This is a genomic window from Pedobacter gandavensis (assembly GCF_014172405.1).
In the GTDB taxonomy this organism is placed as follows: domain Bacteria; phylum Bacteroidota; class Bacteroidia; order Sphingobacteriales; family Sphingobacteriaceae; genus Pedobacter; species Pedobacter gandavensis.
Genome location: NZ_WNXC01000001.1, coordinates 720,101 through 745,906, shown reverse-complemented (window position 1 = coordinate 745,906; position 25,806 = coordinate 720,101). Strand labels below are relative to the sequence as shown.

Here is a 25,806-nt window from a genome sequence, read left to right as displayed (position 1 = left end):
GTTTTAAGTAAAGTATTGATAGTATTGTTATAAATAACAACCGCCCTAATATACAATTTATGGAAACAAAGCTAATCAAGACCGGGAAATTTATTGATGATAAAGAAGTCTTCGGAATTGAGTTAACAAATACGCATGGTACTTATGTAAAAATATATAACTATGGCGCGATCATTAATAAGTTCATCGTGACTAATAAACAGGGTGAAAAGCAAGATATCGTACTGGGTTTTGATGATTTTGAAGGATATATCAATGAGGATTACCTGGCCAATTACCCTTACCTAGGGGCGGTAATTGGACGCTATGCCAACCGCATTAAAGACGGACGATTCACGATCGATGGAAAGGTCCACCAATTGTCCCAAGCGAAAGGTGGAGATTGCCTTCACGGTGGCGATATTGGCTTCGACAAAAAAGTATGGACAGTTTTACCAACCATTGATCCAAGTCTGACTTTACAATATATTAGTCCAGCAGGGGAAGAGAATTTCCCAGGCAACCTGACTGTTCAACTGACATTTAAGCTAACGGACGACAATGAGTTGAGACTAGACTATAAAGCGGTTACAGATGAGGCCACCGCCATCAATTTAACACATCATAGTTATTTCAATCTTTCTCCGGATCTTGGCGTAATTGATCAGCACTTCCACAGGATGCCTGCAAGTAATTACCTGGAACAAGATGATAATTATGTCGTAACCGGGAAGTTAATCCCTGTAGAAGGTACTAATCATGACTTTTTAGGAGGAAAAACATTTGCTCATGACTGGAATCCGGAAGAAGGATATGATCAAACGTACGTTTTAGATAAACCATACGGTGAATTTACCTTGGCTTCAGAAACTTCAGAAGAAAAAAGTGGCCTTAAATTATCTGTTTATACCACTGAGCCTGTTGCGCACCTATACACCGCCAAATACTTAACGGTACAAGGAGGAAAAGGGGGGGCAACTTACCATCCTTACGAAGCTTTCTGCGTAGAAACACAGCACCATCCAAATGGAATCAATGTGCCTTCTTTTCCAAGTACAATTTTGAGACCGGGAGAAACTTATACACAAACTACAGTTTATAAAATAGAACATAATTAATATGAAAGTCGATATCTGGTCGGACGTAAGGTGTCCGTTTTGCTATATAGGAAAGAGAAAGTTTGAAACTGCATTGGCAGATTTTGAACATAAGGGAGAAATAGAAGTGGAATGGCATAGCTTCGAGCTGGATCCGAATGCGGCAACAGTACTCGATAAAACTTCTGAAGAGTATTTGGCTGAACGTTATGGCAAGTCCAAAGAATGGGCAGCAGAAACTCATAAAAACGTAGCCAATGCGGCTGCTGAAGTAGGCCTTACCTTTAATTTCGACCAGGCAATCGTTGCCAATTCTTTTGATGCACACCGCTTAATTCAATTGGCAAAAACAAAAGGATTGGGAGATGCCATAGAAGAAGCCATGTTTAAGGCGCATTTTACAGATGGAAAGAACATCGATGATCATGATGCATTAGTAGAGATTGGTGTTGCTATCGGTTTAGATGCAAAAGAGATCAAAGAAATGTTAAATACTGACCAATTTACCGATGAGGTAAGGTATGATGAGAAAACTGCGGAAACTATAGGTGTTCGCGGTGTCCCATTCTTCGTCTTCAATGATAAACTGGCAGTTTCCGGAGCACAACCACCAGAAACATTTCTTGGCGCTTTAAATCAAGCTTGGGAAGCTCGTTAATCAAGAGGTAGTGATACAATAGGGTAGATAGCCCTAATCATAAAGGCCTTGCTTAAACTAATTCTGCAAGGCCTTTATTTTTATTGATGTTGCTATACCGATTGCGCTAATACTTGCTTTTCCAACAGCGGGAGCGTTAAACGGACAAAAAAAGTATGATCCTTTTCCGCACGCTCTGCATGTAGTTTTATAGCATCCCCATAAAGCTGACTATAATTACTTTGATATTCCTCCAGATCGGTTAACAGCTGGGCGGTAACATCCGATCCATATTGCATTTCCAGATGCAGTTCATCAGATTCAATAAGCACTATAATTTCCAGCAAAACCTCATTAGGATTGGTTGCTTTACAAAAAATCTCCAAAAGGTTCACTAAAGAAAGCGGAGCGATATATTTATCATCATCCAGTCCTTGAACAGCGAATTTAATATGAAGTTGATGATGTAAATGATCCAGACCTATAAAATGTACAAAAGACTGAAAAGCAAAAAGTTCTTCCTTTAGCGGGCTATACAGCTGACGACCTCTGTACAAACGATATCTTAATAAATCTGAAAAGGTAAGAATTGCTTCAGGTGTTGTTTCTTCGGGTATTTTGGCAGACTCCTTTAACTGATGTAAAGACCGCATTAAGAAGTCTGGATTGATATTGGTTTTTAACAGATCCAGCTTGACCTGCTCAATTTCTTTTTTTTCTTTTTCCAATTCTAAAAGCGTACTGTCTTCTTCATTTTTTTCCATAAAGAAGAGCATAATGGAAAAGAAAAAGAAGTTTAATAGATAGCTTACTAACTTAGAAAAATAAATACGCGAAAAACTTAGATGACGATCTATTTCTACAGGGTCTGTCAAATGAACAAAAGCTCTACCGAAAAATATATCAATTGCCACTATTACAAAATAACTAAGGATTAAAAGGATCCAGAATTGCATATTTTTATTCCTTTTGAAAAAATACGGGATAAAATACAGGCAATAAAGGTAGAAGAAAGTCGCAATCACTATATTCGACAGAAAAAAATGATTAAAAACTAAAGAAGGGGTGATTGGTCCTTTTGCAGGCATGATCGTGCTCACAATCAAGACCCAAATCCAGTAAACCAGATGCGCTACCCAACGATAATTAGTAAAATAAACCCAGCGATTGCGTTCGTTAATCTCTAGTTGTACAAAATTGCTCATGTTTAAAAATTAAGGATTAAGTAGATTTCAAAATGATCTGGAGCATTGTGTATTGTTAATTTATGACGTCTTGGATAGAGAATTTCCAACCGCCTTTTGACGTTCTTTAAGCCGATGCCACCCTGATACTCAGAAAAAACCTGGTGCACAGCCGTATCGGGCTTACTATTTTGTAATTTAAAGTGAAGTTCTTTTTTTAGAACTTCTATTTCCATATTAATCCAGGATTTACCAAAACTTGTCTTCGTTCCATGTTTAAAGGCATTTTCTAAGAAATTAATAAGTAGCAAGGGGGCAATTTTATGCCCTGCGGTATTTCCTTTTATCGTAGTGCTGACTGTACATTGATCTTCATTATGTCTTAACTTTTCCAAGGAAATGTAGCTATTCGTGAAAGTAAACTCGTCATCAAGTTCTACTAAGTCCTCCTTACATTCATACAGCATGTAGTGAAGTAAAGACTCTAATCTTTCAATAATGATTGGTGTTCTATTAGATTTTTTTAAGCTAAGGGCATAAATATTATTGAGCGTATTGAAAAGGAAATGAGGATTAATTTGCGATTTTAAAAACCGACTTTCCAATTCGATCTTTTCCGATTTGAAACTTTCCAGTCGCTGAATTTCTTTTTGTCGCTCATAAATGTCGACAAAATAGTAGAAGGCAATGAATATCGAAGACATAAAAAGATACACCAACAAGCTGTTATTCATGAACATCCACCAGCCAAATTCTGGTCTGGTACTCATACTTGGAATTGAGCTAATCACCAATTTAATAACGGCCACATTAACGACAAACCAACCTAGAAACACAAGTGGAAAACTAAGCCAAAATATATACTTCTTTTCTTTTTTATGTAGCGGAATGATGAAAAGTAAAAAGGTGTAAGATTGCAAAAATAACACCAGGCAAAATGTACTGATAGAGAGAATTGGAAATGGATGTGGAAATTTTGGATTATTAAGCAGTTTACTATGTTTGGTAACCAAATAGATCGCGCTAAAAAATATAACCCAGAATAACAGGTGTAAAAGCCATCGATATTTAGAAAATACTTGAGAAAAATGTTGCTTAAAAGCAGGAGTCATCAATTGAAAGTTTAGGTTCGGCCTGGTAAAGTTATAATAAATTTACTGCCTTCATTCTCCTTACTTTCCACAACGATGCTTCCTTCATGTTTTTCGATAAAATCTTTACATAAGACCAAGCCCAAACCAGTTCCTGTTTCATTATTAGTTCCTCTACCTGGCATTTTCTTTTCAATACGGAAGAGATTGTTAAGCGTTTTACTACTCATACCAACGCCAAAGTCAATGACCGATATACGTACCGCTTTATCTAAAATTTCTGCATGTATCTCTACACTGCCAAAGTTTGGCGTGAATTTAATCGCATTTGAGAGTAAGTTTCTGAAAACCGTATGCATCATATCTATGTCCGCTGAAATCATGATTTTGGCTGACACTTTATTGATTATCTCAATATTCTTCTGAGCAGCAACAATCCTTAACACATCTATACTAGATTTCAATGTTTCCTGAACATCCAAAATCTTAGGCTTAAAGTTCAGAATTCCTGCCTGATTGGTAGACCACAATAATACGTTCTCTAGTAATTTCGCACTATTACCCAAACTATTTTGCAAGAGACTATATGTTTTCTTACGCTCTTCTGTATCCTCTTCAAATGCACCCTCTTCCAAAAACGTAGTTAAGGCCAGGGCAGAATTGAGCGGCCCACGGAGATCATGCGCTAATATGGAGAAAAACTGATCTTTGCTGGCATTGGTATCTTCGAGTTCCTCGTTGGCAATAGTCAATTTCTCATATTGATATTCTAATATTTGCTTTTGCGACTGTATCAGACGATCCTGTTTAAAACGGGTCATGTTATTGTTCCACAGTACCCAGGAGATTATAAAAGAGACCGCAATCACGCAAAGTCCATCTATCACATTGAACAACACCGTATTTTGATTGGGCTGAGTTAAGGTCACGCCATAGCAGAAAAAACAATAGATAAGTATAAAATAAATGGCAGCATATAATGGCCTGATTAAAATAGTCGCCGCATTTAGCACACAGGCCAGCATAAAAGTGATGATGGCATTGTCTAAGGATTGCCCGAAGATAGAGCACAATGCGCCACAACCAGCAAATACAAAGAAAACCAAATGTGGCAATAATTTACTCATCAGCGAATACTCTCTTCTTGTAAACTTCAAAAAGAGCCCGATTAAACTTAGAAAAAGGCATAACGGCCCCATGAGCATGTTGACAAAGAACAAATCGTTTAACCAGCTCGTTTCCTCAGGGCCAACTTTGAAATCACCGTACCTAAAATAAAGATGAATAATTAAGGTAATCGGAACAAATAACCCTGTAATAGAGATGCACCTGATAAGGTTAGTGGAACTAACTTCATCCTCCGTGATCATTTTGTCTAGAGCCGGTCTTTTGAAGTACCTCAGAAATAGATTTAGAGCGTTTGCCATTTTGATATTAAACAAATCTATTCTTTTATTTCATAAATAGCTAATCTTTTGAAAATGAAGTAGTCAGCTTATTTACATTTAAGATTATGCCATACATAATCGGGTAATAACTTAAAACAAATTCCTTTTAATTATCCGGATTAAATGCAATTTGTTTCAATAAGCTATTTTAAGCGACTTTATCAATCGCATTCCATATAATTCTTAGGCTGGAAAGTATGACAATTACCGCTACTCCTATAAACATCTTTTTAATTGGAAGTTTTCCCACCAACCTTGCAGCAATTGGTGCAGCAACAACACCGCCAATTAGCAAACCTAATATAGATTGCCAATGACTAACGCCTAAAATGAAGAAAAAGGTCACGGCACTAGCCATGGTCACAAAAAATTCGGTTAAACTAACCGAGCCAATCACATACTTTGGCGTGCGCCCCTTAGAAATTAAGGTGGATGTCACCAAGGGTCCCCATCCACCACCACCAAAGGAATCGAGAAATCCTCCAGCACCTGCAAGCCAACCTGCACGCTTCACTTTCTGAGGTTTCGGTTTTTCCTTAAAGGCATTGGTTAAAATTTTTATACCCAATGCTAAAGTGTAAACAGAAATCACTGGTCGGATGTATTCAGAAAAAGCTTCTCCAGCATATCCCAATAAAAGCGCCCCCACAATTGCACCCAATACGCCAGGTATCAATAAGGTTTTAAACAGTTTTTTGTTGACGTTCCCAAACCGATAGTGACTAAAGCCGGAAGCACCACTTGAAAACATTTCAGCGGTATGGATACTGCCCGAAATTACAGCTGGATTCATACCGCCCGATAACAATAAGGTAGTAGACACCACACCATAGCCCATTCCCAAGGCTCCATCTACCATTTGTGCAAGAAAACCTACGGCTAGCATCCATAAAAACTTCTCATCCACTTGACCATAAACTTCCTTGCCAAAAGCCAACACAGATTCATAATTCAGGTAAGAGGCCAGCGCATAACCCATAAATAATGCGGCTAAAATGAGTAAACATAGATAGGCAATACGCTTCCATTTTTTTTCCTGGGAAGGCCCCTGGTTCAGGGATAAGGCAATTTCTTTATCTTGTATACTCATTGCTAGTCTGTGCTATAATTTTATCTGGTTTATACGCCATCCAATTGATGATGGCCAGTCTTTAGGTCTAAAATATAAGGACTTTATAACGTTAAACTGACTAACTTAAATAAAGCCTATGGATTTAGTAGTCAATTATAGCGTAACTTTTTGAATAAACAAAATTATTCCAAAAGATTGTACCAGATTTAACTTAAACTGCTCCTAAAAAGATTGCAATAATCAGGGTTAAAATCTGGCTCAGATCTCAAATAAAATGGGTTGCCAAATAATTTGGTAAAAAAGGAGGGGAGCTACAGCATTACATTTTGAAAAAATAGCCGATGAGAAATAGCCAAAAAATAAAAAGATCCTGAAAGCAAATTTCAGGATCTTTTAGCTATTAAGTATGAATTATATCGCAGTTACACGAGTTTCAATATTCCCTCTGGTTGCTTTTGAATATGGGCAGGCACGATTTGCTTTATCTGCTAATTTTTGTGCTTCCTCTGTAGTAATACCAGGAATGTGTACATCTAGGTCTGCAGACAGAACAAAAGCGTTATCGTCCTTATTAAAAGAGACATGAACTTCCACGCTAGCTTCAGAAACATCTACACCATCATGAGCTGCTACAGCTCCTAAAGCGCCCAAATAACAAGGCCCCCAAGCAGCAGCAAATAGTTGCTCAGGATTTGTGGCACCACCTTGTCCACCCATTTCCCTTGGCTTTCTAACGTCAAATTCTATCGTTCCATCGCTTGATTTGATATGCCCATCGCGGCCACCTTTTGCCGTAACAGATGCTGTATATATTTTTTCCATAATTTAAATTTAATACCTCTACAACAGTACTAAACCAGCTAAAGTTTTATATTTTAATTTTTTCGCAGAGCTTGAAAATATCATATGCGACCTTTTGGATCAAATCAAATTGCTCATGGATAATAGCATCATTGCTATCTTCATCCGATTTTTCAGGCTTTACCGGCTGCCTGATCAAAGGTACGTTACTCAATGCAGTACTATGACTATTCAATACCTCGATAGATAAATTCATCAAATAGGTGGTGTTATTTACTACAGGCTTCAGGTCATCAAAACTAGAAATTTTAAAAGAATGCTCTTTATTGTACAAGGAAAGTGTGGCAATGTAAGAGGATAACAAATGATTTAAAGCAGTAAACTGATGAAGTTCCTTCATGCGTAATTGCTTACTTTTAGGCTCCGAAAACATGCGCTGAAACAGGGAGGCAAGATTAGCCGTCGTTACATAAACTTCTTTCCTGGCAACCTTATAATTTGTCATATTATGTGCGTCATCAGTGTACAAGAAGGTAACTTGTTCAAAGTAATTCATATTTGCCTTTAGCGTGGCTAACATGGCTTCTTTAAGCTTCTGATGCTCCCAGTTCGGAAATAACGAATAACTTGCCAACAAGGCAATCCCAGAGCCAATCAAGGTATCATATATGCGTTCACGTGCAACAGACAGTCCACCCATTCCAAGGAAATCAAAAAGCACCAAGATATAGGGGGTCATAAATAAAACACTAACCACATAATTTTTACGCTGAAAGCTATAGCAACCAATCATACAGAAAAGCAGGATGACAAATAAAGTATGTTTATCATGTACATAAACCAAGATTCCCATTCCAATAAAAGCACCGATAACGGTACCTATTAAACGCTCATAATTTCGTTTTTTTGTAAGACTGAAACCTGGTTTCGAAATGACCAGAATGGTCAATAAAATCCAGTAACTATGGGAGAAATTCAATAATCTAGCGACCACAAATCCAATCAACATGACTATCGCCACCCTTAAAGAGTGCCTGAAAGTAGATGAGGTAAAAGTTAAGTTTTCAAACAACAATTTTAAATCAATAGATTGTCTCGTGATAAAACGCTCTACATCAATTTCTCTGGGTTTCAGATTCTTTTTCTCCTTTTTATTAAAATAACCATTGATCGTTTTTACTCTGGAGAGTATATTCTCAATATTTACCTCAATGTTTTTAAGCGCAATAATTCCTAAAGTATTGTATTTTCCATCCTTGTTATTGATTTCGAGGGTAGTAATTTCATTTCTAAGCGTCTCTACATCCTCGATTAAAGAAGTTGGCAACTTAGGAACTCCACCGCTTTTTAAGGCAAATGCAATCTCATCTAATTCATCTGCTATTTTTATAATCACAGATTCATAGTGTGCTAAAATACCAGATTCATCAAATTGATCGTGAAGCTGCTCATAATTATAATAAGTGGACATCACTTGTTCAAAAAGATCCACCATGTCCACAAAGACGAGTAAAAGAAAACGTCCTTCTGGGGTGGATTCCCTAATGATTTCCCTTGTTTTAAACAAAACCTCCCGAACTGCATCCTGTTTTTCATGCACAAGTACCTGCAGCTGAAGGAGCTTTGCATAATTCTCATTATAATCCGTATTTTGATGATAAAATCGCGCTTTCGCTCTTAAAAACTCCGAAATCTCATGGATAGAATCACTTAATGTTTGTTGAACCAAGCGGAAAGGTCTAATTCTGTAGACAAAATAGCTCAATAAGGTGTACCAAATACTACCTATAAATATGAGCAATGCAAATACCAATACTTCTTTCCAAGGTCTAATATCGTCAATACTTAACACCATAATGAGTAGGGCAGCGGTGCCAATTGCGGCTGACCTTAAACCATAAAGAAAAAGCATCGAAAAAATGAAACTACAGATAAAAAGCAGAGCCCCAATGAAATACACGTTACTATTGGTTAAACCAACAACAATTGAAATGATGGTAATCAAACCAGTAGTAATCAACATCGCATTCCGCCTGTGAACGATTGGACCTGGAGTATCAACAACACTGACACACAAAGCGCCTAAGGATAAGGTCATTCCATATTGAAGCAGACCAAATTGCGCAAGAATAAGAGAAGGACAGAGTACACCAATAGTAATTCTAAGACCATCAGCAAAATAAGTGCTTAATAAAAAATCCTGGATACTTCTGACTGGACGATTGAACATAGCGTAAAAATAGATTTACAATCATCAATTGTGCCATTAACAACTGCTTTATGCAAAATAACAAAATCATACCACAGTATTAAGATATATTGCTCCATATCTAATAATAATTTTTTTCTGATAATCTAATTGCAAGAAACACGAACGTTTTTCTCTATATTAGATTCATACAAGAAATTTTTCAATTGAAAATTGTAATAAGAACCGCTTTTAGCAAAAAAACTTGATTTATAGAATTTGAGCCTGGACCGCATCAAAAACAACCCGCGTAGTATAGGTTGAATACGCATTAAGTTGCTTTAAATCAAATGAATGACAAAAAAGTCCGGCTGTAAATTCAACGATAATTCGACAGCAATTGTTAGAGCAATACGTCAATACAATCCTCCACAGCTAGGAAATAGTTAATTACTTGGCACAGCATAATGGTACAATAGACAGCACCAAAGCCCTCTTTAAAACCTTCCTTATTTATGAGTCTTATAATTAATATTATGTTAAGTAGTATTATGCAAATAGCCTACTTAGTAAGCATTTGTATGGTACATAATAAAATATTTAGTTTTTTTCTCTAGAACTCTTCCAGCTTTCCTTTCAGCTCTTGAACTTTATCGAGTCTGTTTTTTCTGGTATAAATATCAATCAATAATTGAACTGTAGATTTGTCGTTCTGATTGATCTCATGAGCCTGTAGTAAAGCAACTTCAGCTCGGTTGATATAAGATGTAAATGAAGGACCTTCGCTGTTCTTCTTCTTCAACGATTCATTCGCAGCATTTATGTAAGCAATTCCCAATTGATGAAGCGCGTCAAAATAATTTTCATCAATACTCAGCGCTTTATTATAAGCTAATATCGCCGTGTTGTTACTTGATTTATTTTGATGTAGATATCCGTAAAGAAAATACAACAACTTGTTTTTAGTTTCCGTTTTTAAGGTAGTTTCGATTACGCGAATGGCATCATCATACTTCTCCGTATCTAACAACAAATTGATGTAATCATTCGTCAGGTACACATTGTAAGGATTCATTTTTAATCCTTCCTCCAGCGATTTCAAAGCCAATTCATGTTCAAATTTAGAGGAGTAAATTCCGCTGAGCTTTTGATAAACAACAGGATTTTTAATTCCATTATCTTTGGCTCTCTTATAATAGATCAATGCCTTATCTAAGGATTGCATATTCTGAGCAGCTAATGCCGTATTGATTGCCAATGTAGTGTCTTTTGGAAAGAAATCACTCACTTCTTTTAATAATTCAAAAGCAGTATTGAAATCATTACTAGCAAAAGCAGTATTCCCTTTTTCTTGCTTTTTTATATTCACATTGTATACTGCAGCTGAGATTAACTGTGAATTTGCTTGAAATTTATCCAATCTTTTTGCTGAATCAATCGCCTCATTTGCTAAATTATAATAGCGATCAGAATTACTGACATCGCTGTCAATTAAGGAAACATACGCACTCAAATAAGCTTTAATTGCCCAGGTTTCAGGCCACTTTTTTGTCTTCTTATCATTCTGAGCAGCCTCAGCAGCCTTAACCCCCTCTCCTAGTATACTTAACTGTTTTTTTTCATCCTGTTTAGCCTCAATAGCCATTTGGAGTTTCCCCACGCTATTTCTAGCAATTTGCAATTGACTTTGTTGCGAAAAAGCAGTGTCAGCACTCAATAAAACCAGGAAAGCAGCATTAAATATATAGATCTTTTTCATACCAGGGTGTGTTCTAGCTACAAACTTATAAAAAAAAAGGAGGGATAAAAATTACCCCTCCTTTTTACTTTGAATTATTACTTACGATTAAGGTTTTGTAGCTTTTAGAGCATCCAGTTTTTTCTTGGTTGCCTCATAGTTTACCTTGTCATCCTTAAATAAATAAATCACTTTTAAGTTTTCTAAAGCATTTTCATTTTTAGGATCTAATTCTAAAGCTGCTTTATAATAAGGCGTCGACTGATCAATTAGCGCAATCATTTTAGCACTCACTGCATTAAACTCTTTAGTTTTCTTAGGATCGATTTTATTTCTTTCCGTTTGTAGTGCTAAAGCTTGTTTGTAATAAGTGTCTCCTAATAAATACTGATAAATCGCATTTTTTGGATCTTTTGCTGCCAATTTATTCAACATTTCCTGAGATTTAGCAATATTACCAGATTTGATATAAAGATCAGTCTCCAAGCCGATGAAATAAGAATCATCAGGGAATTTGCTGCTCGCTTCTTTTAACAAAGCTAAGCCACCTACTGTATCTTTCAACTTGTCAAAAGTAACACCTACGATTTCAGAATAAAGAACTTTTGAATCTTTATACCCCAGGTCAATTGCTTTCTTAAAATTCTTAACGACCTCTGGATAATTTTCTATTGCTTTCGCAGTTACACCTGCGTTTACATACATAGAAGTATCTGTTGGATTTTTAGCCGTTACTTCATTAAAGGCCGCTAGTGCACCCGCGAAATCCTTTTTGTTATAAGCAAAAATAGCACGATTTCTCATTGCATTATCTACATTCATTTCTGCTTGTTCGATATTGCTTTTCTCGTCACCTTTAGTATCTAAAGTTTTTGCCTGAACAATTGCCTCTTCAGCAATCTTCTGATTTGCTTTAGCATTGTTTAGGTCTAATGAATCTACTAATGCAATTCTAGATGCAAATAAGGCTCTGTAAGACCAAGCTTCCGGCATTGTTTTAGATTTCTCATTAGCAATCGCTTTATCAGTATGGGCTAAACCTCCATTTAGAGTTTTCAAGTTTTCAGCTAAAGTTTCTGTCTTAGGAATTAATAACATCCCCCAGATTTTCTTCGCTTCGTTTACTTCACTTTTTTGCGCATTTGCATAGGTGGCAGCACCTACAAGTAACATACTAAAAAGTACTTTTTTCATCTTGTTAATTTATGGGTCAAAAATTTAATTTTCTTCTTCTTCGGTATCATCATCCTCAGCCTCTTCTTCTTCCTCTTCGTCCTCATCTTCGATGATTTCATCTGATTCTAAAGCGTCTTCAGTAGCAATTACGTCATTTACCACAACAGCTCCTTCTACACCCTCTTCCGCTTCAATTTCCTCATCTTCATGCTCAATCTTAGCCACTGAAGCAATCTCATCATTTCCTTTAAGGTTGATTAGGCGAACACCCTGTGTTGCTCTTCCCATTACCCTAAGTTCGCTGACCACAATTCTGATGACAATACCTGATTTGTTAATGATCATTAAATCATCCGCATCGGTTACGTTTTTAATGGCTACTAATGCACCTGTTTTCTCAGTTACACTAATGGTTTTAACACCTTTACCACCTCTATTCGTTACACGGTAATCTTCAATATCAGTACGTTTACCGTATCCTTTTTCTGAAACTACCAAAATAGTAACACCTGGATCATCAACAGCAATCATGCCAACAACTTCATCCTGATCGTGCGCAAGTGTTACACCTCTTACTCCGGTTGCAGTTCTACCCATCGGTCTAACTTTCTCTTCGTTGAAACGAATTGCTCTTCCAGAACGTAAAGCCATTACAATTTCGCTTTTTCCTGTAGTTAAACTTGCTTCTAAAAGTTGGTCACCTTCGTTGATGTTAATCGCATTGATACCATTTACACGTGGTCTTGAATATGCTTCTAAAGAGGTTTTCTTAATCGTTCCCTTTTTAGTACACATGATAATGTAATTGTTTTCCAGATATTCCTGGTCCTTCAAATTCTTTACCTTAATGTATGCTTTGATTTTTTCCTCTTTAGGAATATTGATAATGTTCTGAATCGCTCTACCTTTACTTAGTCTCGATCCCTCAGGAATTTCATAAACTCTTAACCAGAAACAACGTCCTGATTCTGTAAAGAACAACATGTAGTTATGGTTCGAGGCTACCAATAAATGCTCAATAAAATCTTCATTTCTTGAATCACTTCCTTTAGAACCTTTACCACCTCTACCTTGAGTACGGTACTCAGTTGCAGGTGTACGTTTGATATAACCTTCATGTGAAATTGTGATCACTACGTCTTCATCTTCGATGAAATCTTCCATGCTCATGTCTTCCGCAGAATGTACGATCTGAGTTCTACGCTCATCACCGTATTTTTCCATCATTTCAGTTAACTCGTCCTTAATGATCTGCATACGTAAATCTTCTGAATCCAGAATAGATTGTAAGTATTCAATAGTTTTCATTAATTCCTCGAATTCTTCTTTGATTTTATCGCGTTCCAGACCAGTTAATCTACGCAAGGTCATGTCAAGAATTGCTCTGGCTTGAATGTCACTCAAACCGAATTTCTCCATTAATCCTACCCTTGCTTCTTCCGGCGTATTAGAAGCACGAATTAATTTAATTACTTCTTCAATATGATCTAAAGCAATCAATAAACCTTCTAGAATATGCGCTCTTTTCTTAGCTTCCGCCAATTCAAATTTCGTTCTTCTAACCACAACATCATGCCTGTGGTCAACGAAATGACGAATCAAATCCTTCACATTCAACATTTGCGGTCTACCATTCACAAGTGCAATATTATTTACACTAAATGAAGTCTGTAAAGCAGTCTGTTTAAATAGGTTATTTAAAACAATTGAAGCATTCGCATCACGCTTAATTTCATAAACGATACGGATACCATCTTTGTTGGATTCATCTTTAATGTTGGAAATACCATCGATTTTTTTCTCACCTACCAGTTCAGCGGTACGTTCAATCATCATCGCTTTATTGACCTGATAAGGAATCTCTGTAACGATAATCGTTTCACGATCTTTATGCGTTTCAATCTCTGCTTTAGCGCGCATTACAATACGGCCTCTACCAGTTTCGAAAGCTTCCTGAACTCCTGTATACCCATAAATAATTGCTCCTGTAGGAAAATCAGGTGCCTTTATGTGCTTCATTAATTCAGCTATGGTGATTTCTTTATTTTCAATATAGGCAATAGTTCCATTGATTACCTCAGTAATGTTGTGTGGAGGCATATTAGTCGCCATACCAACCGCAATACCGGAAGAACCATTGATCAGTAAGTTTGGAACTTTAGCTGGAAGAACCGTTGGCTCTTGCAGGGAATCATCAAAGTTAAGTTGGAAATCTACTGTATCTTTATTGATATCAGCAAGCATATCCTCTGCGATCTTTTGGAAACGAGCTTCCGTATAACGCATTGCTGCCGGAGAGTCACCATCAATCGATCCAAAGTTACCCTGACCTTCCACCATTAAGTACCTTAAGCTCCATTCCTGAGCCATCCTTACCATGGTGTTATAAACTGAGGCATCACCATGTGGGTGATACTTACCTAATACCTCCCCAACAATACGGGCAGATTTTTTATAAGGTTTGTTATTTGCAAGTCCCAGATCCAACATGCCGTATAAAACACGGCGGTGAACTGGTTTTAATCCATCACGAACATCAGGTAAAGCCCTTGATACAATAACCGACATCGAATAATCGATGTAAGCGGATTTCATCTGCTCGTCAATATTGATTTTTATTATTTTGTCGTTTTCTTGATTTTCTAAATCTTCTGCCATAAATAGTAATGTTCCCTAAGAACGATTTAAACGTGGTATTCTTATAACCTTGCGAATTTAATAAAAAATGCGCCATAAAGGCGCATTGTGGAAAAAATTTATCGTATATATTTTAGGCCTAAAAAGGGCGGTTAAGCCCATTCAATGCCTTTTTTTAACTTACTTAAGGTATCCGCTTCAGGGCTCTCCGGTATTGGTTGATAATTATATACCCATTTGGCCATTGGAGGTAAGCTCATTAGGATCGATTCTATCCTCCCGTTAGTTTCCAGGCCAAATTTAGTGCCTGCATCGTACACTAAATTAAACTCCGCATAACGGGATCTTCTTAAATATTGCCATTCTTGTTCTTCGGCAGTAAAATCAGTATCCCGATTTCTATCAATGAGCTCCGTATAGGCAGGCAGAAAGGTATTTCCAACTGCGACTGAAAAATCTAATAATCGGTCAAAATCTAATCCTGTATTTTCTGGTTTTAACTTATCATAAAAAATACCGCCAACTCCCCTGGTCTCTTCTCTATGCTTAATGAAAAAATAATCATCAGCATGCGCTTTAAACTTAGGATAAAAAGAAGCATCAAATTCATCACAAGTTTGTTTTAGCAGGTGATGAAAAAATCGGGCGTCAGTATCAATCACATAGTGCGGTGTCAGGTCTATCCCTCCTCCAAACCATCTGGTCTGATCGTCCATCTCAAAATAACGGATATTCATGTGTATAATAGGCACGAAGGGATTATTAGGATGCATGACAATAGAAACACCAGTGGCAAAGAAATCATCATTCTCCAGCTTAAAAGACTTCTTGATGGCTTCCGGTAATTTGCCATATACTGCTGAGAAATTGACGCCCCCTTTTTCGATTACATTTCCATTTTGCAAAATTCGTGTTCTGCCACCACCACCACCTTCGCGGCTCCATAATTCTTCTACAAACTTTCCTTTACCATCAGTTTGTTCCAAACCTTGGCAAATGGAGTCCTGAATTTTCTGGAAGGCTGCGACTACTTTATCTTTAAATACCATTTCTCTAAAACTTATCCTCAAAGTTAACTTTTAAAAAAGCTCCTTTGCAGCTAAAGTTGAGATAGTACATTTTTTTGACATAATGCCCGAAAAACGGACATTACCATTAATCGTGGTGCATTTTTAGCTTATCCAAAAGCTCTGGAGATACGTTTTCCGCATACACGCCATAGGCATCAATCAATACGCCCTTCAAGTTCCCTACCGGGGAGGAAATTGCATAGATGACCGCACTATCCGCCGGGTCCGTCATCCCCTCAAAACGGTAAAATTCGTCGATCTCAAATTCTTCAGGCATTAACTGTAAATCAATAGCCTTACATTCGATGCAATCGGCTGCCAATATGAAATCATATTCATAACCTCTCTTCTCAAGGTCAGAAACAGCAGCGGTTAAAGTGTCATAAATATACATAGCTCTAATTTAATAAAAATATTTTGGAGTATAGACCGTTTTAAATTTCATTGTTCAATAAACTTTATTGATATTTAAACATCATGGTAGTATCAGAAACAACGCTTAAATGGGGACTTTGTTTGTATCCACCTTTATTATTCCAGCGAATATGGGTGAAAAAATTCCATAAAGGTTTTCGTGGGGTAGATGTAAAAATCAATAGAAGTCTTTTCAATAAAAATTATAACGGATCCATATTCGGAGGAACAATATATGCGGCTACAGATCCTTTTTATGCCCTGCTATTTGATCAACTACTGAGACGGGAAGGTTATAAAATAAGGGTATGGTTGAAAAGTGCTGCTATACAATATCTAAAACCTGGTCATGGAGATTTATTTTTCACCATCACCGTCACGGACGAAATGCTCAGTGAAGCCATCGAAGCCATGAACACGGTCGGGAAATTTGTAAAAGCCTACCCAATGGAAATCACCAATGCCCAAGGAGAATTATGTGCTACGGTCATGAATGAAATTTACGTACGCAATCTACATCACGGAGAAAAACCACGCATTGCCTATTAAACTATGAACATCAAGAAACTCATCCTGCAAGGTGAAGGAACTACCCTTGATTTTAAGAAAACCATTACCAACCACGAGAAAATTGCCCGTTGTCTCGTAGCATTTGCCAACCATAAAGGCGGACAACTACTCATTGGTGTTGCCGATGACGGAACGATTAAAGGTGTGAAATCTGAAGACGAAGAAAGGTATATGCTCCTGAAATCGGCACAGCAATATTGCAAACCAGCTGTAGATTTATCCTTTGAAGAGGTATATGTAGATGATAAGCTTGTCCTGGTAGTGAGTATCCATCCTAGTGAGACCAAACCACATTATGCCTTGGATGAAAACAAAAAATGGTGGGTTTATTTCAGGATCCAGGACAAAAGTCTTTTGGCAAGTAAAATCCTGGTCGATGTGATTAAAAAAACCGCAGAACATCTGGTAGTGCCAATCCCTCATGGAAAAGAAGAAACCATATTATTTGACTATCTCCAACAAGAAGGACGTATTACGTTAAAACAATACAGCAAAGTCATTAAAAGCTCTTTTAAAAAAGCGCAAAAAATATTGGTCGGACAAATTCTCAATGGCGCCATTCAACCTCATAGTTCTGAAAAAGAAGAGTATTTTACAAGAATTTCACAATAAGATTATGTAAAATAATTTCAACCTCAAAAAATTGAGGATAGAAATGTCGACTTTTGTAGCAATGCTACAAACACTATATTCAAAATATAAACCTTATTACTCCGACAACCTCCGTCTGGCTATGCCAATCGTGGTGTCACAATTGGGACATACCCTTGTTCATTTAGCCGACAGTGTGATTGTTGGGCATTTTGCTGGCACCATTCAGCTGGCGGCAGTTTCACTGGTCAACAGTCTATTCATGCTCATCCTGGTGATTGGAATGGGGATTTCTTACGGACTAACGCCTTTAATGGCTCAGGAAAATGGCCGCAAGAACTATGATGAATGCGGGAAACTCTTATCGAACAGTTTAATCATTAATATCCTGACCTCTATTTTACTATACGGTTTCGTACATCTTGGAACTTTATTAGTCATAGATCACCTCGGACAATCGCCGGAAGTGGTTGCCTATGCAAAACCTTACCTGGGCTATCTGGCAATTTCCATTATTCCACTCATGATTTTTCAAACCTTTAAGCAATTTGCTGAAGGTTTAGGTTTCACCAAACAAGCTATGTTTGTCTCAATCTGGGGAAATTTATTGAACATTATTCTTGGAATTATCCTGGTTAAAGGGATGTTCGGCATCACTCCTATGGGCGTCAAAGGTGTAGGGATTAGTACCTTGGTAGACCGTACGCTAATGGCTATTGTCATGTCGATCTACGTCATGAAGTCGAAATATTTTAAAGAATACATCAAAAGCTTTAAAGTTACTTTCTTCGATAAAGTAAGGGCCTTAAAAATTATTAAAATCGGTGCCCCGGTAGCCTTGCAATATTCTTTTGAGATCAGTGCCTTTAGTGGTGCAGCGATTCTGATTGGTACCATTGGCGCGGTAGAACAAGCAGCTCATCAGGTAGCTATTAACCTGGCCTCTGTTACGTATATGATGGCCAGTGGTATTGCTTCTGCGGCCACCATTAAAACAGGTAATAACTTTGGTAAAAAGAACTTCCTGGATCTTAGACAATCAGCAATTGCGAGTTACCATGTCATTATTTTATTCATGAGTATTACTGCAATTCTATTCATTGTGGCCAATAACCTGCTTCCCTACATTTATACGGAAGATACAGCTGTGATTAATATCGCTGCTCAGCTATTGATCATTGCAGGATTCTTCCAATTGTTTGATGGTACTCAGGTGGTAGGATTAGGTGTTTTAAGAGGGATTGGCGATGTCAATGTCCCAACATTTATCACCTTTGTGGCTTACTGGGTGATTGGAATTCCACTGGGTTATTTACTGGGCATCAAATTAGGCCTAGGCGTAAACGGAATATGGTATGGCTTAACATTTGGACTGCTCACTGCTTCTGTGTTGCTCTTCTTTAGGTTCCAAAACAAAACCAGAGCACTAAATACAACAGCAGCTTAAACATAAAATAGCAATACTGTGAAATGCCCCAAAAAGTTAAACACTTATTGGGGCATTTTTATGATTATAATAAATGAAAAGGCTTTTTTAGGCCAATGAGATTTAAGTTATAGCAACAGTTTGCTCGCTAATCCTAACAACAGTAAAAACCCAAAAACATCTGTAAATGTGGTAATGATGATGGAAGATGCGATGGCTGGGTCTATCCCTACTCTTTTTAGAATTAAGGGAATACCTGCGCCGGTAACACCGGCAATGAGTAAATTACCCGTCATCGCCAGAAAGATAACGACACCCAGTAATGGGTTGCTGTCAAAAAATATGGCGAACATAAATACGATAAGTCCAGTTACAGCCCCATTGATCAATCCAACAGTAAATTCTTTCAATACCGTCCGATAAGCCTGGTTATCGGTCAGGTCATATAAGGAAATCCTCCTTACAGTTACCGCTAAGGCTTGCGTTGCTGCATTTCCACCCATCCCGGCAATGATTGTCATATAAGCAGAAAGCACCGCAATCTTTTCAATTGTAGAACCAAAATGCCTGACTACTGCTGAAGCTAAAAATGCCGTTCCTAAGTTTAAAATCAACCAAGGTAAACGAGATTTCACCGCCTCTACCCAATTACCACTAAGTTCCTCATCTTCGGAAACCCCGGAGATTTTTAAGATATCTTCTGTGTTTTCATCTTCCAGTACGTCGATAACGTCATCGAAAGTAACCCTTCCCAACAACTTCATATCATTGTCGACAACCGGAATACTGGTAATATTATATTGAGAAATTAACCGGGCAACTTCTTCCTGATCTGTATCTGGAGTTACCCAAGCTACTTCCGCTTTAACCAATTCTGTGATATGTACATTACCTTTTGCTTTAATGATGTCTTTCAAAGAAACTATTCCCTGAAAAACATTGTCGTCATCAATTACAAAAATGGTATAGAATTCTTCGATCTCTTCACTCTGACGGATAATCTCGTCAATTGCATCCTTTTTAGTCAGGTTAAGATTGACACGAATAAACTCGGTGTTCATTAAACCACCGGCCGTCTTCTCGTCATAGCTCAATAAATTCCGGATACTGGAAGCATCATCCTCGCTTAAATCCTCTAGAATCTCCTTCTGCTCATGCTCCTCTAACTGGGAAATGATGTCTGTAGCATCATCATAATCCAGCTCTTCAACAATTTCCGTCCTTTTGTCCGGATGCAACTGTAGTAGCAATTCTTCAGGGTGAGATTCCTCATGCATTTCGGAAATAACCTCTGAAGCAATCTCTACAGGCAATAAGTTAATGATCCGCTCCTGGTCTTCTTTATTGATGCTTTCGAAAAGTATCGCTATTTCTGAGGCATGATACTCCGATAGAATAACTTTAAGTTGTTCATCATCACTATTTAAGGCGTTTTTTAGTTTAGAAACGTCTGTTTTGTCCAGGTCGAAGGATTGCATCTATTGCCAAAGTTACAATAATCAGGGTTATTTAAACCATCCCTTACGCCAGAAATATATGATTTGTAGCACAGCAATTAGCGCCATAATCACCATCGTATATAAATAACCGTTAGCTTGATAAAGCTCGGGCATGTTCTGTGGCAGTAGTTTACCAGTAACCGGATCTACATTTGCAAAGTTCATACCGTAGATTCCGGCGATGAAAGTTAAGGGAATAAAAATAGAGGAAATGATGGTCAGCACCTTCATAATCTCATTCATCCGATTACTAATGATAGACAGATACATGTCAATATTACTCGCGGAAATCTCTTTTAAAGACTCTACAATGTCAATAATCTGAATACAATGGTCATAGGCATCGCGAATATACATTTTCGTTTGATCCGTGATTAAATGACTATCACTGCGAAGGATATCGTTTAATTTATCCCGCTCTGGCCAGGCGACCCTTCTAATGTTAATCAGATTTCTTTTGATCAGTTGTGTATCAAACATGACCGTTTTATCGGGTTTATCAAACAAACGATCTTCAATATTGTCTAGTTCATCACCCCATGCACCTAAAATTTCAAAATAAGTATCAATAATGATGTCCATCAGGGCATACATCAGGTAACTACTTCCACCAAGGCGAATATTGCCCTTCCCTATTTTTAGTCGCGAGCGCACAGGATCAAGGCAATCCTCATAGTTTTCTTGAAAAGTAAACAAAGCATTGTCAGTCAGCAGAAAAGAATATTGCTGATTCTCCAGATTTTGATTTTCATCCAATTGCAGCATTCTACTCACTGCAAAAACATAATGATCGTATTCTTCCTGTTTTGGCCGCTGGTAAGTTCTGGTGATGTCTTCCAGCGTCAGTTTATTGACATTAAAATCCCTGCTTAAAGTCTCAAACAAAGCCAAAGAACTAAAGCCTTTGATTTCCACCCAAAAAGTATGCGTTTTATCTTGCAACAGGACTTTTAGGTTACTGATGTCTTTTAACTCTTTTACCTCATAGCTCTCCGCATTGTATCGGTAAAGCTTAATGATCGGGTTTAAAGCCTTGGAATCAATAAAAATCGTCCCTGGACTAGCTCCGGCATGTGGAAGTTCTATATGCTGACGTTTCTTTTTGTGCTTTGCTGGTTTAGCCATTTTAAAAATAGGATTTCGATTGAGGGCCTTGATTAAACAACAAGTCCACAATACTTAAGTTTGGCTTAAAGCCTGCTCTATCGTCAAAAACTTGAAAGTAAGGTTTAAAATCACCTGCTGGTTTTTTAAATACAGGGCCGGAACGGAAGTCAAGATCTGCAGGCACCTCACTTAGGTATTCTTCAGTCATTTCAAATTTGGGCGTAATTTTCAGTTGTTTGAACAACCAATCCATAATCTCTTGGTTATAATCAAAAAGAGAATCGAATTTCTGGTGATAAAACCTGGCGAATTCATCCTCATAATATTCAAAGTATGCTGAATTTCTGTAACAGCTCTCCAGACTCTTCCAATGTAATCTTTGCCAGTTAAAATCATTACTGATCTTCACATCCTTCATTTTGGTATGTTGTTCTTTGCCACGGATTACCGGAACAATTAAATCTAAACTCCCATTAGGTGAGTAAATTGTAGCCCTGTTTCTGAAAGTCTGTTTGGGAAAATGTTCCTCTTTTTCCAGTAAAAACTCGTTTCCAAAACGTTTCAATTCTCTGAAATAACTCACTGGTGGAAGATAAAAAAGGGGGAATATAGCTAAACTTTGCATCTGTTATTTTATGTTTGCACTCTTAATCCGCCAAAATAATGATAAAAAAAAGCTTTTCTTATATAGGAGTAGTTTTTTTAAGCTTTTTCTCTCTTCTGCCGATGCAAGTTCTGTATTTAATTGCAGCAATTTGTTATTATATCCTATATTATCTTGTAGGTTACAGGAAGAAGGTGGTACGTGAGAATCTGGTCAATTCTTTTCCAGAGAAAAGCCTGGAGGAAATCATCAACATAGAAAAGAGATTTTTCAGGTACTTCGCGGATTTAACTGTTGAAGTCATCAAAATGCACTCTATTTCTGAGAAAGAAGTTCAGAAACGTGTAAAGTTTACCAACCTACATCTCGTAGAAGCGCACTTTAACAAAGGAGAAAGCGTGCTGGCCTGTACCGGTCATTATGGCAATTGGGAATGGGGAATGCTGGCATTAGGTGCACACCTTTCAAAAACAGCTTATGTGATCTACAAGCCACTTAACAATAAAATTTTTGACAACTGGTTTTTAAAAATGAGGAGCAAATTCGGTAACGTATGTGTGCCCATGCGACAAACCTTACGCATGTTAACCAGCAAAAAAAATGAAGCAAGTATGTTTTGTTTTGCGAGTGATCAGAGTCCGGTTCGTGGGGAAGCGCATTACTGGCTAAATTTCTTAAATCAGGATACTTCTGCCTTATTAGGATTGGAAAAAATAGCCTTACAAACCAATAGACCAATATTCTATTTTAGACTGAAATACCTCAAAAGAGGTTATTACGAGGTAGATTGTGTCCCCATTTGTCCTGTACCAAAGGAAACAAAGGAGCACGAAATTACCGATATCCATTTCAATTTATTGGAACAAATTATTAACGAAGAACCGTCCTATTGGCTGTGGAGCCATAGGCGATGGAAAACAAAACGAGAAGACGCATCATGACAACAGCAAGTGTAGCAGTAGTAATTTTAAATTGGAACGGAAAAGCACTTCTGGAGAGTTTTTTACCGGGTGTAGTACGATCAGTTTATCCCAATTTACAAATTATAGTAGGCGACAATGCATCTACAGATGAGTCAGTAGCATTTTTGCGTAAAAATTACCCGGAAATCCGTTTGATAGAAAACGATAGAAATTATGGCTTTGCTGAAGGTTACCGGAAGATTTTAGAACAAGTAACTGCAGATTATTATGTGCTGCTAAATTCAGATGTTGAGGTGCCGGAAAACTGGATTCAGCCGGTGATTGAGCTGATGGAAACGGACGATAAAATTGCAGCTGCACAACCAAAAATAAAATGGCAAAAGGATAAAACTAAATTTGAATATGCCGGTGCCGCAGGTGGTTATTTGGACTTACATTGTTTCCCATTCTGTAGAGGACGCCTCTTTGATACCGTAGAAGATGATCATGGTCAATATAACGACGCCAGAGAGATATTCTGGGCAAGTGGTGCAGCTTTATTCATTAAAAGTAAATGTTGGAAAGAATCTGGTGGCTTAGATCCTGATTTCTTTGCGCACATGGAAGAAATTGATCTTTGCTGGCGTTTAAAGAATATGGGCTATAAAATCATGTACTGCCCGGATGCTGAAATATACCATGTTGGTGGAGGAACGTTAAATGCCAACAACCCATATAAGAACTATTTGAATTTCAGAAACAACCTGATCATCATGCAGAAAAACCTGCCAATATCAGATGCTTTTTTCAGAATCTTTATCCGGTTTTTTATAGATTTTGTTGCGTTAATTCATTTCATATTACAAGGGAAATTAGATTTTGCCCTGTCCGTTAGTAAGGCTCATTTCCATTTCTTCAAGTATATATTTGTCAATGGTAAGAAAAGAACAAAGCAGCAACTTCCTTACCAACAACATACCGGACATTACGCTTCTAGTATAGTTTATGCCTACTTTATTAAGAAAATCAAGTTCTTTAGTGGCTTAGGTATTTAAGGTTAAGTACCTTGCCCTCCAAACGCATATTTAAAAAGAAAGCCTGCAAATCACAAAATGCAGGCTTTCTTTTTTGATGAAAAACGGGCTTAGAACCCTTGATTTTGAATTATAGACTACTTCTTTTCTGGAACAAAAACAATCGCTCCCGGCCTATTCGCAACATTCATTACTGCTTTATAAATATAATCACAAACGAGTTTCTCTCCTGGAACATTAATCAATCGTCTATCGTCTTCTGGCGTATGGTATTGCGGATGTCCGCCAGTATGAAATCCCAATACAGGAATATCTTTCTTATAAAACGAGACATGATCAGAACCACCAACATCATAATGATTTACAAATGGATGAATTCCAATTTCAGGACCTAAGCTAGTCATCAGTTCTACGCCGCCATTAAATGTGGCAGCTCCCCCCATATACAAGTGTTTTTCGGCATTCATCCTACCCACCATATCCATATTAATCATCAGTTTAATCTGAGATAAAGGCACTGTTGGGTGTTCTGTAAAATACTTAGAACCTAATAATCCTTGTTCTTCTGCACCAAAAGCAATCAGCAATACACTACGTTTCAATAAGGCTTTATTTGCGGCTAACTTTTCTCCGATTTCTAAAAGTGCAGCGGTTCCACTAGCATTATCATCTGCGCCCAAATGAATCGCTACCGTGTCTGGTTTTTTGGAGGATGCCCCTCCCATTCCAAGGTGATCATAATGCGCACCAATCACAATAAACTCGTTTTTTAAAACCGGATCTGAGCCTTCAATATAACCGATTACATTCTGGGTTTTCACGTAAGGCGTATCCTGTACTACCTTTTTCACCCTCATTTTGGCGGTAAATTCCTGTATGTAAGTTCCGTTATAGGGTGCAATTCCAGATTTCTTGAATTGTTTTACCACATAATTAACGGTCTTTTTGTTTTCTTTGGTTCCAGGAAAACGTCCTTTCATTTGCGGAGCTGCTAATGTCCAGATGTGTTCCTTAATTTCCTTTTCAGTAATATCCGCCTGCGCGAATGCAGATGCGCCAATTGCTAGGCATACCGCAGATAAAAGAATCTTTTTCATGATGGCGCTTAGCTTTTCAAAAGACTTTCAATTGCCAAACGGTAACCATCCAAACCAAACCCGGTCAGCACCCCTTTACAATTTTTTCCAGTTAAGGATACATGTCGATATTCTTCTCTTGCATAGATGTTTGATACATGAACCTCTATTACGGGAGTCTTGATTGCCGCTATCGCATCCGCTAAGGCAACAGAAGTATGGGTATACCCCCCTGCATTGATCACAATACCATCATATTCAAAACCAACTTCATGCAATTTATTAATCAATTCACCCTCTACATTACTTTGAAAGTAATCAATTTGCAGGATGCTGTACATGGTTCTCAATTGCGCTATATATTCGTCAAAACCTAAATTTCCATAGATTCCTGGCTCGCGAACGCCTAAAAGGTTTAAATTTGGGCCGTTAATAATTTGTATCTTCATTAGCTCAAACTTAAAG

23 protein-coding genes are annotated in these 25,806 nt (G+C 37.5%); 7 read left to right on the top strand and 16 right to left on the bottom strand.

Translation table 11 applies throughout. The annotated features are described in order from the left end of the window. The first annotated feature begins 59 nt into the window (after positions 1 to 59). Positions 60 to 1,097: an aldose epimerase family protein gene (locus GM920_RS02905; protein WP_182953246.1), complete on the top strand. Its 1,038-nt coding sequence runs from the start codon at positions 60 to 62 to the stop codon at positions 1,095 to 1,097. A gap of 1 nt (position 1,098) precedes the next feature. Continuing rightward, the gene (locus GM920_RS02900; RefSeq protein WP_182953244.1) at positions 1,099 to 1,734 is read left to right on the top strand and encodes a DsbA family oxidoreductase; all 636 of its coding nucleotides are present in this window, start codon (positions 1,099 to 1,101) and stop codon (positions 1,732 to 1,734) included. Positions 1,735 to 1,826: 92 nt separating this feature from the next. Here the strand turns inward: GM920_RS02900 and GM920_RS02895 are convergent, their stop codons facing one another. The 11 genes from GM920_RS02895 to GM920_RS02845 form a co-directional block, all read right to left on the bottom strand. After that, a complete protein-coding gene (locus GM920_RS02895) occupies positions 1,827 to 2,477 on the bottom strand; it encodes a histidine kinase (protein ID WP_182953243.1) in 651 nt (216 codons plus the stop codon). Between the two features lie 443 nt (positions 2,478 to 2,920). After that, entirely contained in the window at positions 2,921 to 3,667 is a 747-nt protein-coding gene (locus GM920_RS02890; RefSeq protein ID WP_182953241.1) for a sensor histidine kinase, read from the bottom strand. Positions 3,668 to 4,020: 353 nt separating this feature from the next. Then, a complete protein-coding gene (locus tag GM920_RS02885; protein WP_182953239.1) occupies positions 4,021 to 5,415 on the bottom strand; it encodes a sensor histidine kinase in 1,395 nt (464 codons plus the stop codon). Positions 5,416 to 5,584: 169 nt separating this feature from the next. After that, positions 5,585 to 6,526 carry a sulfite exporter TauE/SafE family protein gene (locus GM920_RS02880; protein ID WP_182953238.1) on the bottom strand — a complete coding sequence of 314 codons (942 nt, stop codon included), beginning with the start codon at positions 6,524 to 6,526 and terminating at the stop codon, positions 5,585 to 5,587. A gap of 393 nt (positions 6,527 to 6,919) precedes the next feature. Then, positions 6,920 to 7,330: an organic hydroperoxide resistance protein gene (locus GM920_RS02875; protein WP_182953237.1), complete on the bottom strand. Its 411-nt coding sequence runs from the start codon at positions 7,328 to 7,330 to the stop codon at positions 6,920 to 6,922. Positions 7,331 to 7,376: 46 nt separating this feature from the next. Beyond that, positions 7,377 to 9,539 carry an FUSC family protein gene (locus tag GM920_RS02870; RefSeq protein WP_182953235.1) on the bottom strand — a complete coding sequence of 721 codons (2,163 nt, stop codon included), beginning with the start codon at positions 9,537 to 9,539 and terminating at the stop codon, positions 7,377 to 7,379. Between the two features lie 571 nt (positions 9,540 to 10,110). After that, entirely contained in the window at positions 10,111 to 11,256 is a 1,146-nt protein-coding gene (locus GM920_RS02865) for a tetratricopeptide repeat protein (RefSeq protein ID WP_182953233.1), read from the bottom strand. An 87-nt stretch (positions 11,257 to 11,343) separates the two neighbouring features. Continuing rightward, positions 11,344 to 12,429, bottom strand: a complete 1,086-nt coding sequence (locus tag GM920_RS02860; RefSeq protein ID WP_182953231.1) for a tetratricopeptide repeat protein — start codon at positions 12,427 to 12,429, stop codon at positions 11,344 to 11,346. 24 nt (positions 12,430 to 12,453) lie between these two features. Next, positions 12,454 to 15,069 carry a DNA gyrase subunit A gene (gyrA, locus tag GM920_RS02855; RefSeq protein ID WP_182953229.1) on the bottom strand — a complete coding sequence of 872 codons (2,616 nt, stop codon included), beginning with the start codon at positions 15,067 to 15,069 and terminating at the stop codon, positions 12,454 to 12,456. 131 nt (positions 15,070 to 15,200) lie between these two features. Next, complete coding sequence (gene hemF, locus GM920_RS02850; protein WP_182953227.1) at positions 15,201 to 16,097, bottom strand: oxygen-dependent coproporphyrinogen oxidase; 897 nt, start codon at positions 16,095 to 16,097, stop codon at positions 15,201 to 15,203. A 106-nt stretch (positions 16,098 to 16,203) separates the two neighbouring features. Further along, on the bottom strand, positions 16,204 to 16,512 hold the full coding sequence (locus GM920_RS02845; protein ID WP_182953225.1) for a phosphoribosylpyrophosphate synthetase: 309 nt from the start codon (positions 16,510 to 16,512) through the stop codon (positions 16,204 to 16,206). Positions 16,513 to 16,595: 83 nt separating this feature from the next. On the opposite strand from GM920_RS02845, the gene GM920_RS02840 reads away from it, so the two are divergent. Genes GM920_RS02840 through GM920_RS02830 form a run of 3 tightly spaced genes read left to right on the top strand, consistent with a single transcriptional unit; the run spans position 16,596 to position 19,140 of the window. After that, positions 16,596 to 17,081, top strand: coding sequence for a DUF4442 domain-containing protein (locus GM920_RS02840; RefSeq protein ID WP_182953224.1), 486 nt, complete (start codon positions 16,596 to 16,598; stop codon positions 17,079 to 17,081). A 3-nt stretch (positions 17,082 to 17,084) separates the two neighbouring features. Beyond that, positions 17,085 to 17,714, top strand: coding sequence for an AlbA family DNA-binding domain-containing protein (locus tag GM920_RS02835; protein WP_182953222.1), 630 nt, complete (start codon positions 17,085 to 17,087; stop codon positions 17,712 to 17,714). 43 nt (positions 17,715 to 17,757) lie between these two features. Further along, positions 17,758 to 19,140 carry an MATE family efflux transporter gene (locus GM920_RS02830; protein ID WP_235964414.1) on the top strand — a complete coding sequence of 461 codons (1,383 nt, stop codon included), beginning with the start codon at positions 17,758 to 17,760 and terminating at the stop codon, positions 19,138 to 19,140. A gap of 107 nt (positions 19,141 to 19,247) precedes the next feature. Here the strand turns inward: GM920_RS02830 and mgtE are convergent, their stop codons facing one another. The 3 genes from mgtE to GM920_RS02815 are packed head-to-tail and all read right to left on the bottom strand — an operon-like array spanning position 19,248 to position 22,350. Next, entirely contained in the window at positions 19,248 to 20,597 is a 1,350-nt protein-coding gene (mgtE, locus tag GM920_RS02825) for a magnesium transporter (RefSeq protein WP_182953220.1), read from the bottom strand. Between the two features lie 27 nt (positions 20,598 to 20,624). Next, positions 20,625 to 21,743: a magnesium/cobalt transporter CorA gene (corA, locus tag GM920_RS02820; protein WP_182953218.1), complete on the bottom strand. Its 1,119-nt coding sequence runs from the start codon at positions 21,741 to 21,743 to the stop codon at positions 20,625 to 20,627. Position 21,744: 1 nt separating this feature from the next. Further along, positions 21,745 to 22,350: a WbqC family protein gene (locus GM920_RS02815; RefSeq protein ID WP_182953217.1), complete on the bottom strand. Its 606-nt coding sequence runs from the start codon at positions 22,348 to 22,350 to the stop codon at positions 21,745 to 21,747. A gap of 38 nt (positions 22,351 to 22,388) precedes the next feature. On the opposite strand from GM920_RS02815, the gene GM920_RS02810 reads away from it, so the two are divergent. Both GM920_RS02810 and GM920_RS02805 read left to right on the top strand, forming a co-directional pair. After that, complete coding sequence (locus GM920_RS02810) at positions 22,389 to 23,270, top strand: lysophospholipid acyltransferase family protein (RefSeq protein WP_182953215.1); 882 nt, start codon at positions 22,389 to 22,391, stop codon at positions 23,268 to 23,270. Then, the gene (locus GM920_RS02805) at positions 23,267 to 24,286 is read left to right on the top strand and encodes a glycosyltransferase family 2 protein (RefSeq protein WP_182953213.1); all 1,020 of its coding nucleotides are present in this window, start codon (positions 23,267 to 23,269) and stop codon (positions 24,284 to 24,286) included. Before GM920_RS02810 ends, GM920_RS02805 begins: the two co-directional genes overlap by 4 nt. Before the next feature lie 116 nt (positions 24,287 to 24,402). On the opposite strand, the gene GM920_RS02800 is transcribed toward GM920_RS02805, so the two are convergent. Further along, entirely contained in the window at positions 24,403 to 25,362 is a 960-nt protein-coding gene (locus GM920_RS02800) for a M20/M25/M40 family metallo-hydrolase (RefSeq protein WP_182953212.1), read from the bottom strand. A gap of 8 nt (positions 25,363 to 25,370) precedes the next feature. Then, positions 25,371 to 25,790, bottom strand: coding sequence for a type II 3-dehydroquinate dehydratase (gene aroQ, locus GM920_RS02795; protein WP_182953210.1), 420 nt, complete (start codon positions 25,788 to 25,790; stop codon positions 25,371 to 25,373). Positions 25,791 to 25,806: the final 16 nt, after the last annotated feature.